Below are 21,110 nucleotides of genomic sequence, written 5' to 3'. Positions count from 1 at the left end.
CTTAGAACGAATAGATTGGATTTATTTTTTAAAAGGGAAGGCATATTTGACAATACGGCCGAGCACTTGCCCGTACTGTTTAAACAAGCTGGCATTATTATAATTTAGGCCGTATTTCTTACATACCGCTTCAACTTTAGGTGCCATTTTACGATAACGACGTGCTGGGATATCTGGATATAAATGATGCTCAATTTGATGGCTTAAATGTCCTGTCAAAATATGGAATGCCTCAGAACCAGTTAAGTTCGATGAACCCCGAATTTGACGCATATACCAATGCCCACGGCTTTCATTTTTCAAAACGGTTTTAGGAAAAACCTCAACATCTTTGGTGAAATGACCACAGAAAATAATACTAAAAGTCCAAACATTACGAATACCATTGGCAACTAAATTGCCAGTAAACACTGGAAGTGCGGCTGGACCTGCAATCAATGGGAAAAACACATAATCTTTAAACAGTTTCTGTCCCACTTTCTTTTCTGTTGGCTTCCATTCTTGATAGAGCTGTTTTGCAGTTTTTTTGCCAAACAGTACCTTACCAATTTCTAGATTTTGAATCGCGACACCCCATTGGAACAATAAGCAAAATGGAATGCTATACAGCGGTTGTAATAAATAGCCTGCTTTCCAACGTTGTTCGGGGAACAAACGCACGAGACCATAGCCGATATCATCATCCATCCCTTTAATATTGGTATAGGTATGGTGCTTATAATTATGGGTCTGGCGCCAATTGTCTGCAGTACCAACAATGTCCCATTCATAGTTTGGACCATTAAAACGTGGATCATTCATCCAGTCATATTGACCGTGCATGACATTATGACCCAGTTCCATATTTTCCAAGATTTTTGAAAAGCCCAATAAGCCTGTGCCCAAGATCCATGCCGGTGGGAACCAACCCGCAAATAAACAGGCGCGACCTAATGCACCGCTATAACGAACAGTGGCATAGACTTTTTTAATGTATTTGGCATCTTGTTCACCAATATCATCCAACACTTCTTGTTTGATTGCATCGAGTTCTTCTGCAAGTGCAGCCAATTCTGCATTGTTCAGTTCACGATTTTTAGCATTTTTAAAATATTGCAATTTAGCTGGCATATTCATAAAGAGGAACTCGCTTAAAGATCAATAATAAGGTCGGTTTGGGCAGAATTGACGCAGAGCTTAAGTAAGTTGCCTGGTTCAGTATTTTCACTGCCGTTGACTAAATTTTTGGTGGCGCCTTGTGCTTTAGGGCAAACGCATTTATTGCAAATCCCCATGCGACAGCCATAAGTGGGTCGAATATTTTGTTGTTCCAAGCCTTCTAAAATCGATTGGCCTTTAGCAATAGTCACGGTCTTTTGGGATTTGCTCAAGGTAATGCTGACCGTCCCAGTGGCATCATTGGCCATTGGACTGAGACTAAAGGCTTCCGTTTTAAGATCGGGACTCTGTGCAAATAGTGCTTCCACCTTGGCAACAAAGCCCGATGGGCCACAGGCATAAACACTGCTATTTGCAACGTCACCCACAAGATCCACATGTGCTGGATTAATTCGTTGCTGCAACGCTGCTGCGGTCATTGCCGACTCGTCTGCTTCTGCTTGGGTATAGAAAATTTGAAATTGAAACTGAGGATGTTTTTGGCTCAATTGCTCAAAATAGGCTTGAAAGGCACTGTCTGCCGATGTTTTAACCCAATACAACAATTGCACATTTTTATGCTCAAAATCTTTTTGTTGTGCCAAGCTTTCGAGCAAGCTGTACATTGGTGTAATCCCACTGCCAGCAGCCAACAAAACTAAATTCGGTTGTATATTGTTTAAACTCATATCGCCATAAGGCCGCCCGAACTCAATAATATCACCTACTTGTGCTTGATCAACCAACCAACCACTAACCACACCCTGCGCTACTTTTTTAACGCTTAACACCACCTGTTGTGGATTGAGTGCAGTCAAACTATAAGTACGTTCATAACGACTGCCATTACATTCAATGATGACTGGATGATGTTGTCCCGCCAAACCTGCACGAAAATGACGATTGGTTTGAATGGTTAGGCTGATCATGTCGTTGGCGATCTGTTGCTTTTTTATGATTTTGCCCAAGGCTTGGCCAGTCGACCAAAGCGGATTGAGCTTCTGCAACCAGAAATCTGCAGCGTGATGATCTATTACAGTATTAAACAAACGTGTTTTTGGGCTATTGCTGTTGTCTCGCACTTGCATAATAGAGGCACCTTGGCTTGATTTTTAATTATTATACACTTGTATATATATTTGTATATACGTTTGTATTGTATCTATTCATTTCACAACTTCAGATGCAACGGCTATACTGTCAAAGCACTTTTAAAATTCGCGAAAAATATGAATACAAAGCCTATCAGTACCCCTATTGAAGCGCCTGCGCTTGAGGTTAATCTCATCCAAGAGCGGAAACCAATACGTACAGTAGGCCGCAAAGCCACGATTACCAAAGACGAGTTATTCCAAGCTGCACTGAATTTAATCGGCCCACAAAAAAGTATTTCTGCTTTAAGTCTGCGAGAAGTGGCCAGAGAAGCTGGCATTGCACCCAATAGTTTTTATCGACATTTTAAAGATATTGATGAACTCGCGATCGAATTAATTGACCGCTCAGGAATTGTGTTGCGTCGGATCTTGCAACATGCACGTATAGAAGCAGCAAAACAAAACAGTATTATTCGCAGTTCTGTTGAAGTTTTTATTGAACAATTGGATGCAGATGAAGGAAACTTAAGTTTATTGCTGCGAGAAGGCTATACTGGCTCGGTTCCTTATAAACAAGCCGTTGATCGACAACTCAATTATTTCCAACAAGAATTACAAGACGATTTAATTCGCTTAGAAAAATTAAACCGCAGTCATTTGGTACACCCAGAATTGGTTGCTAAAGCCATCACCCAGCTGGTATTTAATATGGGTGCAAACGTCATCGATATGCCTAAAAAAATGCGTTTAGAAGTGGCTGAACAAACCATGATTATGATCCGTATGATTTTAGAAGGTGCACGACATATTGATAAAAGCCGAGTCCAATGAGATTTAAGGCCATATCTTGCTCACCTCTTGCAGTGCCCCCTTTAAAGCTAAAGTTATAATGCCAATACTCACCCTTTCAAGGGCAAGATTCGCTGCATTAAAAAATTAAAAACTTTATCGTAATCAGCCCTAAGCATCTTGTATAGTGTTGGCAACTAAGTATTAACCTTTGACTATTCTCCCTTCTGCGATTCGGGATCACGATGCATGAAAATTTTAAATGATCACCAAAGTATCATCGCCAGCTATATATTGATGTCAGTTTTTTTAATCTTGCTGATTCCCATGCATTTACTTGCCTGTTTTTTCTCAGGTTTTGTAATTTATGAAATCATTAGTAGTTTAGGTAATCATTTAGAGAAATATATTGGTGGGCTGCGTGCACGTATAAGTATCAGTATTGTGCTGAGTATTATTGTGGTGGCATTCTTAGCATTGGCAATTAGTAGTTTAATCAGCTTTGTGCTGGTCGATTTACAAGGCCATAAAGGTGCGATGATTGGTCAACGTGTCGATGTTGCGCTGCAAACCCTACAACTCGAAATCGTACAGTATATTCCAAGTTTTATTCCCTACAGTCTGCCTGAAATTAAAGATCATCTCTTCAGTTTTCTAAGAGAAAATATGACCACGTTAAAACATACCGGTACTGAGTTAGCACATAGTTTTGCAACCATGGTGATCGGGATGATTATCGGGATTCTGGTTTCTTTAAATCAGCTACATGAGCCGAAAAGTCAGCCAATGTTTTTACGTGCACTGATACAACGCATCGACAACTTGTCTATTTCATTTAAAAATGTAGTCTTCGCTCAAGTTAAAATCTCGACCATTAATACTATTTTATTTATTGTTTATGCACATGTGATCTTGCCATTATTCGATGTGCACTTACCATTTGCCAAAACACTAACCATTTTAACCTTTGTATTTGGCTTAATCCCGATTATGGGAAATCTGGTTTCAAATACCTTAATCACCCTCTCTGGTTTAAGTATCTCTGTGGCGGTTGCAGTCACCTCACTCAGTTATTTAGTAATTATTCACAAGCTTGAATACTTTATTAATGCCAAAATTATTGGCACCAAAATCCGTGCAAAATCTTGGGAAGTACTTTTAGCGATGCTGATTTGTGAATCCATCTTTGGCTTGGCAGGACTCATTATTGCCCCCATTTTCTATGCCTATCTAAAACTTGAACTTAAAGAAGCCGAGATGATTTGAGTCTACTTTAAAGCGCACCCTCTGCTGGCATGAAGAGGAGTCGCATTCCATGGCTTTACAGTGGAATGTCAGCCTCCTCTGCCCAGTGTTATTCCAACTGAAAAAGCTTTAAATTTTCTGCATAACTCAACGCTGCATCAAGTCCGAAGGCTTTAAATATTTCGGCTTTCACTGCATATAAATTTGGATCTCTGAGATCATCGCTGTGTAATGCTAAGCTGCTTTCAGCGAAATCCACTTCCGCACCATCAGTACGCGTCTGCTTTAAATAATCGCTATTGCTGTCATGATCAATACTAAAGCCAATCCCTTCATTTCTAAAATATCGATGCTCGTGCACCAAAGCATTACCAGTCCAAGCATCAATCAAGGTCTGATGCTGGGCTTTGCTCATTTCTTTATAAATCAAACCATATTGCAAATAAACGGTGTCCTTATCCTCCCCGCTAATACTTGGATGATAAGAAATTAATAGATCTTCCAAATCGGCATCTTGTAGCGGCAAATGCCCAATGATCGGGTGCTCGCCATAATAAAACTGATTGTCCATAATCGCTTGTGCAGGCATGCTTTGCATTGCTGCAAGCTGATCCAACTCGATTGCTTTGTCACACTGAATATGGCGATAAACCTTAATGATCAAAGCCTTCCCCATCAAATGACTTAAGCCATAATTTTTATTTGCCTTGAAGGTTTTATCTTTTCTGAGCAAGCCAATATCCAATAAAATACGACCAAAACCCCATTCTCGTCGGCCGATTTTAAAGGCAAAAAAATCACCTGCCTTTATTTTTTGATGTTTGCGCTTGGCAGCTTTAAAGCCGTCAATCTCGATTAAATCTTGTGCTGTAGATGCACCGATCCAATCTGCTAACCAGACCTGCAAATCATCCAATGTTTGGTCTTGCAGTTGCTCATCATAAAAAGTGCTTTGTGTCGTATAGTTTGCAATGCAGAGATAGCTCGATGAAAACTTAAAATAAACCCCAAATGGGCTAAACGATAAAGTCGCGGTGTAATTTAACTTTTTAGGTTTTCCTCGCGCAGTTTTCGGCATGAGTAAGGTTCTATTTTCCGCAGTGACTTCATTCAACTCACATTCATAATAACTGCTCGGTGTAATACTGATCTTTTTACGAATCACATCGCCATCAAAATAAACATAGCTGCCTGCCAGCGCCACCAACTCCCAATGCGGTTCTACAGGCATCAAACCCAAATATTGGCGTTGACTGTTACTCAATTCAAAAGCAAGTGTTTGCATGGATAGACCGACTTTTTAGATGGATGATCATGTATTAAATTTAACGAAATTGAATTGAAAAGCATAGGCTTATATTCTACCCATGATAAAACCATCTAGATGAAAAATACGCTAGGCAATAAAAAAGCTTCCGAAGAAGCTTTTAATAACCAGACACTGCAATCATCACTTAAACACGATTTGATTAAGGCTTCACCACCACCAAAATTCGAATCGCTTCTGGCGTTACCGCAAGACCATTTAACAAGTTCAAGCCTTCCTGTTGGAATTTCTCTAGGCGTTGAATTTCATCACCGCGAATACTTGGATTGAATTGTTTGAGGTAGGTCAGACGATCAATCTCATATTGCCATTTACTGCTATAAATCGATTTCGCCTGTTCCTGTAATGCCGGAAGTGCCTGTTTTGCAATCTCTAAAGCTTGTGCATAACGTTGTTCAACGATGTCACGGCGCGCTTTGACCACTTGACGACTGCTGTTGCCATCTAAATGACTTAGATAAGGCTTGATGATTTCAGGATCAATTTTCAAGGATAAATCTTGACCATTTTCACTGAGCAATACGCGGATCAACTGTGTCGGTAAACTTGCAGGCAAGTTCAACGCCTTCGGTGCAACCACATCTACTTTAAACCAAACTTCAAGCAGAATTGAACCTTGCTTTAAGGCATTGGTTTTCAGTAATGCCACGTTGGTACTACCAAAAGATTGGGTTTGAATCATGTCCATTACGCTTTCGGTAAAGGGATGTTCAAAAGTCAGATACTGTGCATCTTCACGCACCAACGCTTGGTCACGATAGAAGGTCACAGTCATGCCATCTTCATCGAGACTAATACCTTGTACTTGCATTTGCTCAGTTGGCTTAATGATCACCGTACCATTGCTTTGCTCATCAAAGTCAATATTGGTCGATGCCATAAAGCGCTTCATAAACTGTGGCAAAGTACTGTTATCATCATAGTCTTCAAGCGCTTGCACGATTTCCTGCGCCACCACTGGACGACAAGAGTTATATTCGAGTAGGCGATCGCGGCCTTCTTGTAGTTCAGCTTCTAAAGCTTCACGTTGCAAGCTGACATTTTCCAAAAGATCTTCGAACTGTTGACCGAGGTCACCCAGTAAGCAACCTTTGAGGTCGACAATAAAGTTTTCTTGTAAAGTCTGTGCAGTCGGAGAAATATTGGTGAAAATATTCAGGCCTTCATTGTACCAACGGAACATACGCTCTTGCGCAGTGCCGATGAGATAAGGCACATGAATTTGAATACGATTTTCTTGACCAATACGATCGAGTCGACCAATACGTTGCTCTAACACATCTGGATTTGATGGTAAGTCAAATAAAATCAGGTCAGAGGCAAATTGGAAGTTACGTCCTTCTGAACCAATTTCAGAACACAGTAAAATCTGCGCACCATAAGAATCTTCAGCAAAATAAGCCGCTGCTTGGTCACGTTCCAACAAGCTCATGCCTTCATGGAACATGGCTGTGCGAATGCCTGCGTGTAAACGTAATACATTTTCTAAGGCTTCAACCACTGGGCCACTGCGGGCGATCAGCAATACTTTCTTATGTTTTAAGTCTTTACGTAAAACTTCCATCAACCACGTCACCCGTGGATCTGACTCTAACCAGCTGCCATCCAATTGACTTTCTTCTGGCCACATTTGCTCACGCAACTTACCATCCATTGACCAATGTGCTGGTGCTGGAATTGGTGCAGGCAAACAGTCACGGCCTGGGAAACCTTGAATGGCTTCACGAGTATTACGGAATAAAATACGACCTGTGCCATGACGATCGAGTAATTCATGAATCGCACGATAACGCTGTTCTGGTTGGTCTTCAATCGCATGACCGAGCAATTGCTCAATCGCACTAAAATGTGCTGCTTCTAATGCTTGGTCAGACATCAACACTTCAGCAATTTGTGCGGTATGTTGATATTGCTGTTCTTCATCAAGGAAGTTTTCAAGCGAACTAAAACGTTGGGGATCGAGTAAACGTAAACGAGCAAAATGACTTTCTACCCCGAGTTGCTCTGGCGTTGCTGTCAGGAGCAGTACCCCTGCAGTTTGCTCTGCGAGCTCTTCGATCAGGTCATAGCGGTCATTACCGCCCTCTTCTTCATTCCACATCAAGTGATGTGCTTCATCGACCACCAACAGGTCAAATCCGGCTTCAACCGCTTGCTCACGGAGATCATCATGATCGACCAACAGGTCAACACTGGCAATGATGCATTGTTCAGACAAGAAGGGATTGAGTTCAGGGTCATGCTCTTTCATGGCCGCAGTACGGGTTAAATCAAATAAAGAGAATTGCAGATTGAAACGGCGACGCATTTCAATCATCCACTGATATTGTAGGGAATCTGGCACCAACACCAAAATACGTTCTGAACGTCCAGTTTTTAGCTGTTGATGAATAATCAGTCCAGCTTCAATGGTTTTACCCAAACCCACTTCATCGGCAAGCAATACACGCGGTGCAAAGCGTTGACCTACTTCATGTGCGATATATAACTGGTGCGGAATCAGGCCCACACGTGAACCGATCAAACCACGCAAACGGCTGTTTTGCATACTGGCTTTGAGTTGTAAAGCCTCAATACGCAAGTCATACCATTCTTTATAATCAATTTGGCTGGCCAACAAACGCTCTAATGGACGTGACAATTGGATCTGTGCACCAATACGCGTTTCATTGAGGGCTTTTTGTTGCTGTTCACCCGTACTCAAGGTGCGGGTCACGTTATAGCGAATTACACCGCGTTGATCGTCTAAGGATTCAACAATCCAAAGCGTGCCTTCTTGATCTTGAATTTCATCATTGATGTTGAATACGATTCGCGACAAAGGTGCGTTGTTACGCGCATAAACTCGAGTTTCATCACTTTTAGGAAATAATATACTGATCGAGCGCTCATCAACATCTATAAGTACACCTAACCCAAGTTCTGTTTCTGTGTCCGATAACCAACGTTGACCTATAGCAAACTGATGCAATTTGTTCCACCTTTCTCTGAGTTAACACGCTTAACGCAAATTCAATGATTTTATGAATTAAGCACAATTAAGCGTCTTGCAACCATATATTTTGACATAAACCTCACGAAATAGTGAGTGTATTCGACGAGTGTTTAAAAGTATTTACCTAAAATGGGACTTCGCAGTAGAAATTAACCCGCTGCCCAGTCTCAGGATGATCAAAACTCAACTGCTGGGCATGTAAACATAAACGTGACACCAACTGCTGTTGTTCGGGCGTCGCATACAGCGTATCGCCAAGAATCGGATGACCAAGATATTGCATATGCACGCGAAGTTGATGTGAGCGACCCGTAATCGGTGTCAGTTCAATACGACTGACTGGCTGCCCATCTATTTGGAACTGCTCTAGACTTTTCCAATGGGTTAAAGCAGGCTTTTTCTCATTGGCATCGACCATATGCAATGGTGGGCGTGTCGGATCATAAATGACTGGAATATCAATCGTTCCCTCACCTTGAAGGTGGCCGGCAACTAAAGCTTGATAGGTTTTATCTGTTTGGCGCAGTTGAAATTGATTCGAGATACTTTTCTGTGCTGCCTTATGCAAAGCAAATACCAATATACCTGAGGTATCTCGATCTAAACGATGAATCAAGAGCGTTTGGGCTTCTTCTGCCAACAGGCGATTGATTAAACAATCTTGTAGATCAGGAGTTTTCCCAGGTACGGTAAGCAACGCTGCAGGTTTGTGAATCACCATAAATGCGTCATCACGATGAATCAGGTGTTCAGTTAGAAAATTACTCAAGAGGCGATTCCAAGCAGATCATGCACAACAAGCGAGCCATGATAAAAAGCTTAGCCTTAAATTACAATGCATAAGCACAAACTTTATGTTTTAAATCGTCGATCACGAAGCTTGACTTTGATGATCTTCCCATTAACGCTCCGCTCTGCCTGTAATATCAAACCCCCTCCATTGTAAATCTGAATGCAACCGTCTCGTGCTGTATCTGAATACAATATCAATCACTTAACTTATCTGGATGGAAGTGCTATAAACAACAAGAAACCTTAGAAGAGTAAAATGCATGTTGCAAACCATAAAAAAATCTTTAGTGATCGGCACAGTCGCAAGTTTAGGCTTAGCTGGATGTGCAACCTCAACATTAATGAAAAAAGAGACCGGCACCTATACCAGTACCTCTCGCATTAATTTAGTTGAAGACACTGTGATTGCTTTTGGTAAACCCGCGCAAGCTTTACCGAATCTCCCGATCGATAGTGTGGTGATTGCTGGTGGGAAAAACAGTTATATCTTGACTCAAGGCGGTGGACAATTTGTTCGTTTAATTACCAAATTAGACCCTAAAAATATCCAAATCAATAAAGACCTAACTTTTAATTCGGCCTTAAATGATGGCAATTTCACCGGCACCTTGCCGCTAACGTATGTCAAATTACAGCAAGACATTAGCAAAAAAGATTTAGAATTTTTCATTCAAAATGGTGCTGAAGAATGTACCACTTCGAGTGATAAACGTATGGATGCACAACGTTTCTGCTTTAATATTCCACTTGCAGGTGTGGTTTACCCAGTGGCCAACAACATGAGTACATTACAATCGTCAATGCAGCCACTCAGCAAACCGTATCGTGTTTCTATTTACACCACTGAATCTCAGACCCATTCTCGTCAAACAGCAAAAGGCGGTCTACAAAAACTGGTGCTGTTCCCATTTGCCGTTGCGATTGATGTCATCACCCTGCCTTTCCAAGCAGCACAGAAAATTTTTGAATAACCAATACCCTTTTAAATCCGCATAAAAAAACAGTTCGCGCAGCATCTGCCCGAACTGTTTTTTCTAATACAGCCAAAACTTAGTTTAGCTTTAAATGGTCTTGCTCAAAACGCTCTTTCAGACTTCAGCCGCTTTCATTTCGGCAAAGACTTCAGTTGCCGCTTGAATGGTAAATTCAATATCTTCGTCGCTATGGGCAATCGAGATAAAGCCGGCTTCATATGCCGCTGGCGCAAAGTTGACACCACGCTTTAACATGCCATGGAAGAATAAGCGGAAGGCATCAGCATTACACTTTAAGATATGCTCAAAGCTGGTAATTTCAGGCTGATCGGTAAAATACATTCCAAATAAACCACCAGCATGTTCAGTTCTAAATGGGACACCAGCAGCATCGGCTGCCTGCTGTAAACCATTGAGTAACTTGGTCATTTTAGCATTTAAGTCAACATAGAAATTCGGCTGACGCAAGTGTTCAAACATACGAATCCCAGCACGCATTGCCAATGGATTACCTGACAACGTTCCTGCTTGATAAACCCCACCAAGTGGTGCGATACATTCCATGATTTCACGCTTACCGCCAAATGCACCGACAGGTAAGCCAGCACCAATGATTTTACCCAATGTGGTCAAATCTGGTTTAACGTTATACAGTGCTTGTGCCCCACCCAATGCCACGCGGAAACCTGTCATCACTTCATCAATGATAAATACGGCTTTGTAAGCATCACATTGTTCACGAATAGTCTCTAAGAAACCCACAATTGGTTTAACCAAATTCATGTTACCTGCGATTGGCTCGACAATCACCCCAGCAATTTCATCGCCAAATTTAGCAAAACAAGCTTTGACCGCTTCAATATCGTTATATGGCAAGGTAATGGTATGTTTCGCAAAATCTGCAGGTACACCTTTTGAAGTCGGCTCACCCAAAGTCAACATGCCAGACCCAGCTTTCACCAACAGCGAATCAGAATGCCCATGATAACAACCTTCGAATTTGACAATCTTATCGCGGCCAGTATAACCACGTGCCAAACGAATTGCGGTCATGGTGGCTTCTGTACCTGAATTGGTCATACGTACCATTTCAATCGACGGCATGATTTCACAAATAATATCGGCCAAAGTGGTTTCATATACCGTTGGCGCACCAAAGCTCAAACCATCTTCAGCGGCTTTTTGTACAGCAGCAATAATATCTGGATGCGCATGCCCCAAAATCATTGGCCCCCATGAACCAACATAGTCAACATAACGTTTACCATCAACGTCATACAAATAGGCCCCTTTGGCCTTTTCAATAAAAACTGGCGTACCACCCACACCATTAAAAGCACGTACCGGCGAATTCACACCGCCTGGAATATGTTTACTGGCTTGTTTAAACAACTGCTCTTGCTTTGGAGATAAGCTCATGAATTTACCCAACTTAACTAAGTGTATTGAATAGAAAACTAAATATTTTCAACAACGATTAATGAACGACGGTTTAGATGTTTTCTGCAAATAATTTTGCCCATGCATTAACACGCATTGGAATTTTTTCCACGGGAAGCGCCAATATATCACTAATGACCGCACAGAGTCCTGCACCCGCTGCAATCACCGGTTGTGAGTTCTCAACGCTAAGACCACCAATGGCACAAATAGGCACATCAAAAGCGTGTTGCGCTTGTTGCAACACGCTAATGCCAATACAACCCGCTTCAGGTTTGGTCGGGGTCGCATAAATTGCTCCAAAAGCCACGTAGCTTGCGCCCTCATGAATGGCTTGTTCAGCCAATTCTAGCGAACCCACACAAGTCCGACCAATAATTGCACCTTGTGCTAAACGTGCCACCGCATCGGCAACTTCACCATCCGATTGACCTAAATGCACCCCGAGACCAAATTGAACTGCGAAATCTAGATCATCATTGATCACCAATGGGGTTTGATATTGCTCACATAAAGCTTTGATCTGTTCAATTTCTGGTGGCTGTGCACTGGGCTGCACCTTTTTACGGCGATATTGCAGAATCGCAACTTGCCCTGTTGCCAAGGCTGCCTGTAATTTTGTCAACAGTTGTTGAATCGGATCATCATTGGTAATTAAATATAAGCCACGCATCAAATGCTTCCAAAACCTGAATATTCAACGATTATAACCAAGTTTAGTGGCAAGGGCGTCCCCAAATAACAAGTCATCGTGGCAATGCTCAATACGGGCTTATTGATCAGCAGTCTTAACTTTCAATTTTATCTAAGCTACGATCTTTTAAGCTTAAATTGCCACGTAGAATATCGGACAGCATCCGCCAATCTGAAATAAAGCTATACAATGGCTGCTTAAAACTGGCGGGTTTATTCTTTTCAAAAACGAAATGCCCCACCCATGCACAGGCATAACCCGCTACAATGCCATAAACAGCATATTTGGCTTTACCTTGACGTAATGCTTTATTAAAGCAATAAAGCCCAATACTGCTGCCGAGTGTATGTAGGCGACGGCTGTTGATATTACGGTGTTCAGTCAAATAAAAGCGATAAAATTCTGAATATTTTTTAATGGGTAACCGATATTGAGGTTCTTCAGCGGTGGGTGGTACTTCAACAACAGCATTCATTTTTGTTCTCCTGATGGTTTCTTTGTTATTGTGCCGATCGTCTGGCTGATGATGATTTTATTGATCATCTTGCGAATGACAGCCCAATTACCTTAATCTAAATTTTGCCGAAATTAAAGACAATTGGACGGGCTTCGCCAACGATGATTCAATTTCAATACAGGGAGAAGCTTTCTTATCTTATTGAATCAGCTACACTCCTGTTGTTTAGATTGGTTGAAGTAATATGCGATTGACCAATACTGCTTTTTTAAATAATGATTTAATAATATTTCTAGGATTTCACCATGGTTGAGATTGAATTAAAGTTTCAGATTGCAGCAGCTCGCCGCAATGCTTTGCTGAAGGCAATCGACTCAAAAGGCGCTGAAACTCTTCAATTACAAGCGAAATATTTTGATACCGCAGATCGTAAATTAGCTGCACAAGGCATTGCGCTACGCCAAAGACGTGAAGGCGAGCAATGGGTTCAAACCCTAAAAGCTGCAGGTAAAAGCCATCTGCATCGTTTTGAACATAATCTCGAATTGGGTGAAACTCCACCAGATGGTCTAGACCTCGCTGCTTATGAAGCACATGCAGAAGCAGCACAGATCCTCAATCAAGCACTGGGGGCAGAACAGCAGAGCCTTCAACTGCAATTTGAAACTGACATTACACGCACCGCAAAAATGGTGCAATTTGAAGATGCAGAAATTGAAATTAGCCTTGATGTTGGCGAAATTCGCAGTGGTGATGCGCAACATCAGGTTTATGAAATTGAATTCGAATTAAAACAAGGATCGTTGCAAAGCCTGTTGAACTTTTGCTATGAGTGGGTCAAAAAATATCAACTGTGGTTAGATGTGCGTAGCAAGGCTGAATTTGGCAATTTATTATTGCAACAGCTCGACGTGAGCCCAGCAACCTTGGAAAGCGCATTTCAGTTCAATAAAAAAGAAAGCGCGGATTATAACCTTCGGTTATTGATCGCCAATCAATTGCAGCATTTATTGCCCAATATCGCGGCAATTTCAGCAGGCGTCGCCACTCCCGAACATGTCCAGCAAGCACAGTTGGCATTGCAACACCTGTATTTAAGTCTTTCTATTTTAAAAGATTGGAGTGCTGGAATCTCGGTAAAATGGTTGCAGCAACTCGGTGCATTTAAAGACTATTTTGGCCACTTAGAACATCTCGATCATATGCAGCATACCTTGGCGGCTTTATTGCAAAACCCCAAAACAGCAGCCAGCCTAGATCAAGACATTTTATATGGCAAAGAAAAACTGGTTAATTTAGTCAAATCTACACAAAACGTGCAGCATTATTTGGATTTGCTGATGTTTAGTTTGAGCCCAACGGGCAAGGTGCAAAAGCAAGACCTCAAACAGTTCGCACAGAATACTTTGCAACAGCAATATAAGCTTTTACAAGACAGCTTGAGCGCAGTCGATCTAAATGCTTTGGACAGTCTTACGCAATTGGCACAGCGTCTCAATGAACTAAAATTTAGCTTCCCACTCTTGACCAGTATTTATGATGTAAAAAACTTGCAGAAATATAGCAAGTCTTTGCAAGATGCACAGCAAGCCGCGGAGCAATATCATATTCTGACGGCATCCGCTTCTTACTTGCAAGAAAGTGAACTTGAAGCCAGTGACTGGTTTGCCTTGGGCTGGCTCACCGCCAAACAAGAGGCCTATGCAGAAAAACTGCTTGAAGCCACTGAGCAGTTCTTGGTTAGCCGTAAATTCTTGAAATAAACCATCCTAGGCCACCCACTGCAAGCGTCAGTGGGTGAGGCTGACTTAATCAATTAAACGTCACGGTAAAATCTGCAGTCGCCTCAACATTGCCTGCTTTTATATCTGAGCCAAAGCGATAATATTCTGCTTTGATCGGTATATTGGTTTTTCCTTTGCCCATCACTTGTGGTATTTTCACAAAATCTTCACTGTTTATTCGCTGTCCATCACTCGACAAAACAAATCCAACCCCAAGCGCTTGTGAATCTTGCCCATCTTTAGCAGGCTTGATGATGGTATTTTCTCCATTCATATCCTGTATAAAGTTTGCATTACTGAGTTTCATACTCGCAATCATTTCGCCACTACAATCAACGGTTAGATTTTCAGTCACATTACCAGACACATCACCAATTTTTTGAAACACACTACTGGCAGTACGAGGTAAATTAAAAGTCAAATTTTTTGAGCCAACATCAAGACTGCAAATATTGACTATAGGAGCAGGAGTAATTGTCCCTGTTGTAGAATATATCAACCCTTCACTATCAGTAGATGACCAACCATTTAATTGAATATGTGCCATAAAACTCACCTGACCTGCACTACCAAAAGTCAGTGGTGTCGTCGGATTATCCTTGCCCGCATATAATGAGATAATTAATTGCTTTGGCCCATAATCATCAGATTCAGGAACGTTTATTTCACGACCATGATTCCCGAACTGATTATTATAAAAAAATTCACCATCTGGCAATTGCACTGTATAGATCCAATCATTTGAGGGGTCATCTGGTTTTGAGTTTCCTCTCGCATCCTTATGAATGTAATATGCATGAGGGACCGGAACTTCCCCCATATAATCAACTGCAGCATAATTAGCACGTTGCATTTTAAGCAAGACTTGTGAGTCAGGCGTACATTTCAACTTATCCGTTTTAGATGGCTTATAATCAACAGTTACTCGAGTAACTAAGTCACCTTGTTTTAATGGACCTGTTAATGCATAACTTGGCATCATCCCGTTCATTTCGATCTTGGTGGTATTTGGCTTTCCGTAACTGTTCGAACAATTGGCTAAAGCATAATTAGACGCAAACAAAGCAGTGACGATAAATAAACCTTTATAAATTTTTCTCATAATTACGTCCCACTATTCAGTACAATGCTTTGAGTATTATCCCTACATACAACAGGCATCATATAGAGACCATTGACCACCTTGGCTTTCTCAAGGTCAAAGGATATTTCACATGATTCTTTATGAGCATCACGTGTCCATTGCACCTGAATATTGCCTTTTTTTTGATGAGTTAACATATAAAGTTGCCCAAAATTTGAAATAATTGCAGGCCGCCCCTGGTTCACACTGGCTTGAGCACCAAAGGGTACCTCTCTCCCTGCTTCATCCGTCACCTTTAAGAGCAACTTATAACCGACTTCAGTCGTGAAATTTGCAAGAATCAAAGCACCTTGGGTCGGCATAATATTATTAATAACGGTATTTTCGATTTCAATGTCTTCAGGAATTGTTCCATTATTAAGTGTAATGGTATTGGCACGATAAGGTTGTAAACCACTGACTAACGCTACGCCTGCATTATTGGTAATTGCACTAATCGAATTCTGAACTTGAACACCTTTCGCATTATCAACAACCACAAGTGCATTGGTTCCTTGTAAAGGCTGACTAAATAATAGCCCGTACTTTGAGGCGACGACACCACCACTGATGCCTAGATTTGTATTTTTTAGATCGCCATTATATGAATAACCCGCTCTCATATTGGCAAAAGGTGCTTGATATGTCCCACTCAATCCACCTGAATAATCATTACCTTTGTGATCATAGCCTTGATATACCCCCCATGAGATTTGCTGACGCTCACCAGAAGAACCATTCACATTTAAATTTTGTACCGTATAATTTTCTTTATTGGTAGATACCGAATAGCCAGCATATATTGGGTTCTTAATACGACCATAATCAAGTGGGAAACTAACACTCAGCCCAAGACTATAATCACTGTCTTCTTTAAGGTCATCGACATACCCGAACTTCTGCCCTTTATTGTAATTATAATATAAACTATAGGAAATTTGATTATACGAATTTGAGTAGCCCATATTTATGGTTGTATTATCTTGACCATTTCGATAGTTATATACCGTAGAGGATAAGTTTAATTGCCCCCATTTCTTGGGAAGGGTTTGATTAATAGATGCAGTATATTCAGTTTTTAATTTACTCACATCCCGATCAAAATTATCATCTAATGCCATTGCCTCATTAAATCCATAATACTGATCATCAAAATGTTTATAACCAACAATTGTTAGATTGGTATTGGTTGGAAGAATATTTTTACTATAGTTTACTTTAAATGAATTACCATTAAAGCTCCGACTCAATGTTTTAGTTTGAGCATGAACCATATCAAGAGAAGCAGCGCCGAAACTTCCCATATTTAATCCAGTCCCAAGTGCATAAGCTTTATACGGACTAGAGATTTGTGCACCAGCAGAGAGCGTTACAAAATTTGTTAATCCATAATGAAAATTTAACTGATTCAAATAAGTCCCATCACGGTCGCCTGAGCTATCATATTTACCACTAGCAAAACTATATTGATAATTGCCTTTCCGTTCAAAGACCCCCATTGATGAAAATGGCACGATAAAGTTTTTTTGCTGACCATCAGTACCAGTAACATTCACATTTAAATTACCACCACTGCCCATTGGGTAATAATCAGTAATATTAAAAGGGCCTGCTGGCAAGGACTTTCTATAAATCACGTTACCGTTTTGAGTAATCGTGACAACCGACTCGCTATCAGCTAAACCTTGAACATTTGGCGCATAGGTTCTGTAAGCAGAAGGTAACATTTGTAGATTAGAACTGAGTTTTGCACCTTTAATCTTAACCGTATCAAACATTGAGGATGATGTATAAGTATTCCCCATCGTTAAATCACTATTAATAGGTTTAATAATCGTACTTAAGGTATTACTAATCGTATTCCAATCTGTATTTTCACCTGAGTTCTTGGTCAAAACAGAATAGTTTTCATAACGCCATGCGCCAATATTTATATTTGCACGTATATTGCCATAATAGTTTTCTTTTGTTTTACCATCTTGGCGTGCTGAAAACTGAGAAAAGTCATAACCTAACAAAAGTGCAGGAATTCCATTATCCCAAAATTTTTTTTCAAAATTTACCAATCTACTTTCATCTATATTTGCTTGAGGTACAGCTATTTTTATAGAAAGTGTTTCTAAATCAACCTCTGTTTTTAGGTAAGGAATTATCGATAAATCAACACAACCGTTATTAACTGTTTCAGTTAAAAAGTTATTCGATAATTTGATACCATATGCTGTTAATTCAGATTGAGTCAAACATGGCACTAATAAATCCTTACCAATTTCATTCTTTAGCAAAAATAATTCAACACTCTTATGTTCCAATTTTCTTTTATTAATATATATATCAAGATCATACACCCCTGGAGGAATATCACTTTTTTCAAAAATAGCTAAATCTTCGTTGGTATATCTTTCTTTCTCACCACTTCCTAACATCAATAATTCTGGGGCAAAGTACTCCCCCGCGTAACTATTCAATGATATGGAACAGGTCAAAGTAAGTAATACCATTTGAAATTTTAAAAAGACATGATATTTATACATTGTCATTAAAACCTAGTGCTGAATATTTATTGATTAAAATCAAAAATAAGTATTTATATAAAAATAATAATTAATGGTCCACATCTAGTTTCACAACAGCACCATAATCATTAATATAAGAAAATTCAATTTTTGGTTTTACAGAAGCTTTCGATTTTAGTTTAAAATTCGTTTCAGTCTGTGGAAGCAAGTAGGTAATTTCCTCTACAGGCTGCGCATCAATATTGATTGAATTTAAATTAATAATATAAGGAGTTGGATTATTCACCACCAATTTATCTCCGGTTACTGTCCATATTATTTTTTTCACTTCCTTACTAAAATCAACTTTCTCTAAAATTTCGGGACGATAAATTAACTTAATTTGATTCGTTAATGAAAATCGTAAAACATTTTCACTGTTTTCCTTACCTGGCGGTATAAAACGAACATTCAACCAATATAACTGCTCAACATTATTATTTGATAAATCTGCAACTTTAGAGATATTTAAGGTATTTTTTTTATCTTGACCCAACTTCATCAATGGTGGTGTCACGACAAAATCTGGCGACAGCTTTCTATCGACCCCTTCTACCCAGGATTGAAGTAAAAATCCAGTATTAGCATCAGTATTAAAGGCTGTAACAGATGCATTCTTATCATTTTGGTTGAAAATAATACGCGTTGTCTCTAAACCAATACCTGCATAACTTTGAGCTGAAACCAAACTCACTAAAGCAAATATTTGCTTTTTGAGATTTAAATTCATCCTATTCATTCTCCCCATGAATCAAAATATAAAAACATAAACCAAAATATTTTGGTTTATGTTTAACGCAATATTAGTTATATTCCATGTTTACATTCATTGTTGAATTAGCCGAACCTGCAGTTACTGTATCTGCAGTTGATACATATGCAGCACGGAAGTCTTGTACATACTCTTTATTATCACCACCAGTTAGGTTGTAGATATATTCCTTATTAATAGCTAGCGGATTATTTAAATCTTTTCCTTGATAGATTATAATTCCTAGGTTTTGTGCTTCTTTCCCACCATCACTATCAATAGCCAAAACATTTCCATCTGTACTTACTGCAGTTCCACTAAATTTCATCTTTACAGTACCACTATCTGGACAGTCAGAAGCGACAACTTTTAGTTCTCCATTTCCATTTTTACCACCAACAATACTCCCAGTATTCCCAAATGAACTTGTTGAATATCGCCCCATATTTACAATTGGTGTGCCATTACCCAATAGCTGATCATTCACTGTTACTGTACAGGTTGAACTATAGATAGTTCCTTGAAGTTTAACTATCCCATTTTGGGAAGGTGCAGCAAACGTGCTTGCTCCTAGCCCCATTCCTAATGTTGCTAAAAATATTTTTGTCATTTCTGTAAGTTTCATATATGGCCTGCTTAAAATAAAAGATTTAAGTATTGATCACTAAGTTCGATTCATTAAATACTAGTCAAAACTAAAAATGAGGTTTAAAGTTATTTCAATAATATGAAAAACCAAAAACTCTATGAAAATAATTTTTTATATATCAAGAAAAGCACTTAAATTAAAATCAAACTAGTAACAGCTGAATTCTCTACTAAAATTAATTAATTTGATATTATTTTTACAATTCAGCAATAAAAGATAATACAAGAAATATATACCCAATAAAAAATAAAATATTAAAAAAACCGATTCACAACCACCACAACCTAATATAAATCAATAAAATAGAATCAACATACAACATATACCACTTCATTTAAGTTAAGTATAAGCACAATCAAAATAACAATGAAATACTTAGTTACTAACTTTAGAATAAAATCCTTAAAACGAAAATTATTGATAATCATTTATATGTAAATCATATACCATTTAATTAGAGGTATACTGATGAAAGCAAAATACTCTCCAACACTATCATTACCTTTAGCTGATTATAAAAATATAATCCCTATATCCACACTAAAACATTAAGAAATACATAAAAAAAGACACTTATATTCTAAAAAATTAAGCATTATTTTTAAGATAGATAAAGGTTAAAATATTTACCCACAATAATATTCGTTTATTCTTCCACTTATATAAATTACGCCTACCTTATCTTTAGTGGTTTCAATCTATTCTTTAAGTTTAGCGAACAACTGTGTACCTAAATAATATCTGATAGGTAGATTGAGAAAATTATCTATAAACTCATTGCATACCTACTGTTACATTTGCAATAGCAGCAGCAATCGTTATTACAGTTGATATATATGCTGCGCGGCAAGTCACCTCATGAGACTTTCCATCAATAACAGCATGGCAATAACTCTTATTAGGATCGAGTTGGTTGGTATCTGCGATGATATTTGCTTGATACAAGACTACTCCCACGCTTGTGCTGTTAAAGGGCCTTGTTGAATATCGCCCCATATTTAAAAGTGGCACCCCACCAACAAGCACCTAATCGTTGACAACTCACGTCCGAGTCGAACTATAAATTCCCCCTTGAAGTTTTAACTGCACCACTTTCCTCAATAGCCGAGAGCATACCCATTGCCGTTCCGCTAGCGAACAGCATATTTTTTGTCATTGCTGGACTGTAAATTTCATCCGTGGCCTATGAATATGAAAACACCAATAAAACCACGAAAATATTTTAAACCATATAAATGCTACTTATTAATACAGTTTATCTAAACTAAATATCTCAACTAAAACTCCGTACAACACATAAATAT

At 39.4% G+C, this 21,110-nt stretch carries 17 protein-coding genes; 4 read left to right on the top strand and 13 right to left on the bottom strand.

Annotated features, from left to right (window positions below; all coding sequences use genetic code 11):
- Positions 1–21: 21 nt before the first annotated feature.
- Both FD716_RS06495 and FD716_RS06490 read right to left on the bottom strand, forming a co-directional pair.
- On the bottom strand, positions 22–1,116 hold the full coding sequence (locus FD716_RS06495; RefSeq protein ID WP_139851529.1) for a fatty acid desaturase family protein: 1,095 nt from the start codon (positions 1,114–1,116) through the stop codon (positions 22–24).
- Between the two features lie 14 nt (positions 1,117–1,130).
- Positions 1,131–2,225, bottom strand: a complete 1,095-nt coding sequence (locus FD716_RS06490) for a ferredoxin reductase (protein ID WP_139851528.1) — start codon at positions 2,223–2,225, stop codon at positions 1,131–1,133.
- A gap of 141 nt (positions 2,226–2,366) precedes the next feature.
- Between FD716_RS06490 and fabR the strand changes: the two genes are divergently transcribed.
- Both fabR and FD716_RS06480 read left to right on the top strand, forming a co-directional pair.
- Positions 2,367–3,062, top strand: a complete 696-nt coding sequence (fabR, locus tag FD716_RS06485; RefSeq protein ID WP_139851527.1) for an HTH-type transcriptional repressor FabR — start codon at positions 2,367–2,369, stop codon at positions 3,060–3,062.
- Between the two features lie 207 nt (positions 3,063–3,269).
- Positions 3,270–4,286, top strand: a complete 1,017-nt coding sequence (locus tag FD716_RS06480) for an AI-2E family transporter (RefSeq protein ID WP_139851526.1) — start codon at positions 3,270–3,272, stop codon at positions 4,284–4,286.
- 88 nt (positions 4,287–4,374) lie between these two features.
- On the opposite strand, the gene FD716_RS06475 is transcribed toward FD716_RS06480, so the two are convergent.
- From FD716_RS06475 to FD716_RS06465, 3 genes are all read right to left on the bottom strand, one after another.
- Positions 4,375–5,550 carry an immunity 26/phosphotriesterase HocA family protein gene (locus FD716_RS06475; protein ID WP_139851525.1) on the bottom strand — a complete coding sequence of 392 codons (1,176 nt, stop codon included), beginning with the start codon at positions 5,548–5,550 and terminating at the stop codon, positions 4,375–4,377.
- A gap of 184 nt (positions 5,551–5,734) precedes the next feature.
- Positions 5,735–8,563 (bottom strand): RNA polymerase-associated protein RapA, encoded by a 2,829-nt coding sequence (gene rapA / locus FD716_RS06470; protein WP_139851524.1) that lies wholly within the window; start codon positions 8,561–8,563, stop codon positions 5,735–5,737.
- 148 nt (positions 8,564–8,711) lie between these two features.
- A complete protein-coding gene (locus FD716_RS06465; RefSeq protein ID WP_407641872.1) occupies positions 8,712–9,356 on the bottom strand; it encodes an RluA family pseudouridine synthase in 645 nt (214 codons plus the stop codon).
- A 283-nt stretch (positions 9,357–9,639) separates the two neighbouring features.
- Here FD716_RS06465 and FD716_RS06460 point away from each other — a divergent pair, with 283 nt between their 5' ends.
- Positions 9,640–10,350, top strand: a complete 711-nt coding sequence (locus tag FD716_RS06460) for a YidX family protein (RefSeq protein ID WP_139851523.1) — start codon at positions 9,640–9,642, stop codon at positions 10,348–10,350.
- 117 nt (positions 10,351–10,467) lie between these two features.
- On the opposite strand, the gene hemL is transcribed toward FD716_RS06460, so the two are convergent.
- From hemL to FD716_RS06445, 3 genes are all read right to left on the bottom strand, one after another.
- The gene (gene hemL, locus FD716_RS06455) at positions 10,468–11,772 is read right to left on the bottom strand and encodes a glutamate-1-semialdehyde 2,1-aminomutase (protein WP_139851522.1); all 1,305 of its coding nucleotides are present in this window, start codon (positions 11,770–11,772) and stop codon (positions 10,468–10,470) included.
- Positions 11,773–11,845: 73 nt separating this feature from the next.
- A complete protein-coding gene (thiE, locus tag FD716_RS06450; RefSeq protein WP_139851521.1) occupies positions 11,846–12,466 on the bottom strand; it encodes a thiamine phosphate synthase in 621 nt (206 codons plus the stop codon).
- Positions 12,467–12,581: 115 nt separating this feature from the next.
- On the bottom strand, positions 12,582–12,962 hold the full coding sequence (locus FD716_RS06445) for a DUF962 domain-containing protein (protein WP_139851520.1): 381 nt from the start codon (positions 12,960–12,962) through the stop codon (positions 12,582–12,584).
- A 287-nt stretch (positions 12,963–13,249) separates the two neighbouring features.
- On the opposite strand from FD716_RS06445, the gene FD716_RS06440 reads away from it, so the two are divergent.
- Positions 13,250–14,707 carry a CYTH domain-containing protein gene (locus tag FD716_RS06440; protein ID WP_139851519.1) on the top strand — a complete coding sequence of 486 codons (1,458 nt, stop codon included), beginning with the start codon at positions 13,250–13,252 and terminating at the stop codon, positions 14,705–14,707.
- A 49-nt stretch (positions 14,708–14,756) separates the two neighbouring features.
- On the opposite strand, the gene FD716_RS06435 is transcribed toward FD716_RS06440, so the two are convergent.
- The 5 genes from FD716_RS06435 to FD716_RS18840 all read right to left on the bottom strand — a co-directional run bounded on the left by FD716_RS06435 (position 14,757) and on the right by FD716_RS18840 (position 20,751).
- Positions 14,757–15,830, bottom strand: a complete 1,074-nt coding sequence (locus tag FD716_RS06435) for a fimbrial protein (RefSeq protein ID WP_139851518.1) — start codon at positions 15,828–15,830, stop codon at positions 14,757–14,759.
- 2 nt (positions 15,831–15,832) lie between these two features.
- The gene (locus tag FD716_RS06430) at positions 15,833–18,385 is read right to left on the bottom strand and encodes a fimbria/pilus outer membrane usher protein (protein WP_171476998.1); all 2,553 of its coding nucleotides are present in this window, start codon (positions 18,383–18,385) and stop codon (positions 15,833–15,835) included.
- Positions 18,386–18,455: 70 nt separating this feature from the next.
- Positions 18,456–19,136: a fimbrial biogenesis chaperone gene (locus FD716_RS06425; protein WP_171476997.1), complete on the bottom strand. Its 681-nt coding sequence runs from the start codon at positions 19,134–19,136 to the stop codon at positions 18,456–18,458.
- Positions 19,137–19,209: 73 nt separating this feature from the next.
- A complete protein-coding gene (locus tag FD716_RS06420; RefSeq protein ID WP_139851515.1) occupies positions 19,210–19,782 on the bottom strand; it encodes a fimbrial protein in 573 nt (190 codons plus the stop codon).
- A gap of 798 nt (positions 19,783–20,580) precedes the next feature.
- Positions 20,581–20,751, bottom strand: coding sequence for a hypothetical protein (locus FD716_RS18840; protein ID WP_171476996.1), 171 nt, complete (start codon positions 20,749–20,751; stop codon positions 20,581–20,583).
- Between the last annotated feature and the right edge of the window lie 359 nt (positions 20,752–21,110).

This window comes from Acinetobacter pullicarnis (genome assembly GCF_006352475.1).
Lineage (GTDB): Bacteria > Pseudomonadota > Gammaproteobacteria > Pseudomonadales > Moraxellaceae > Acinetobacter > Acinetobacter pullicarnis.
Note: the sequence above shows the minus strand (reverse complement) of the source record. Positions and strands in the feature narration are given on the sequence as shown.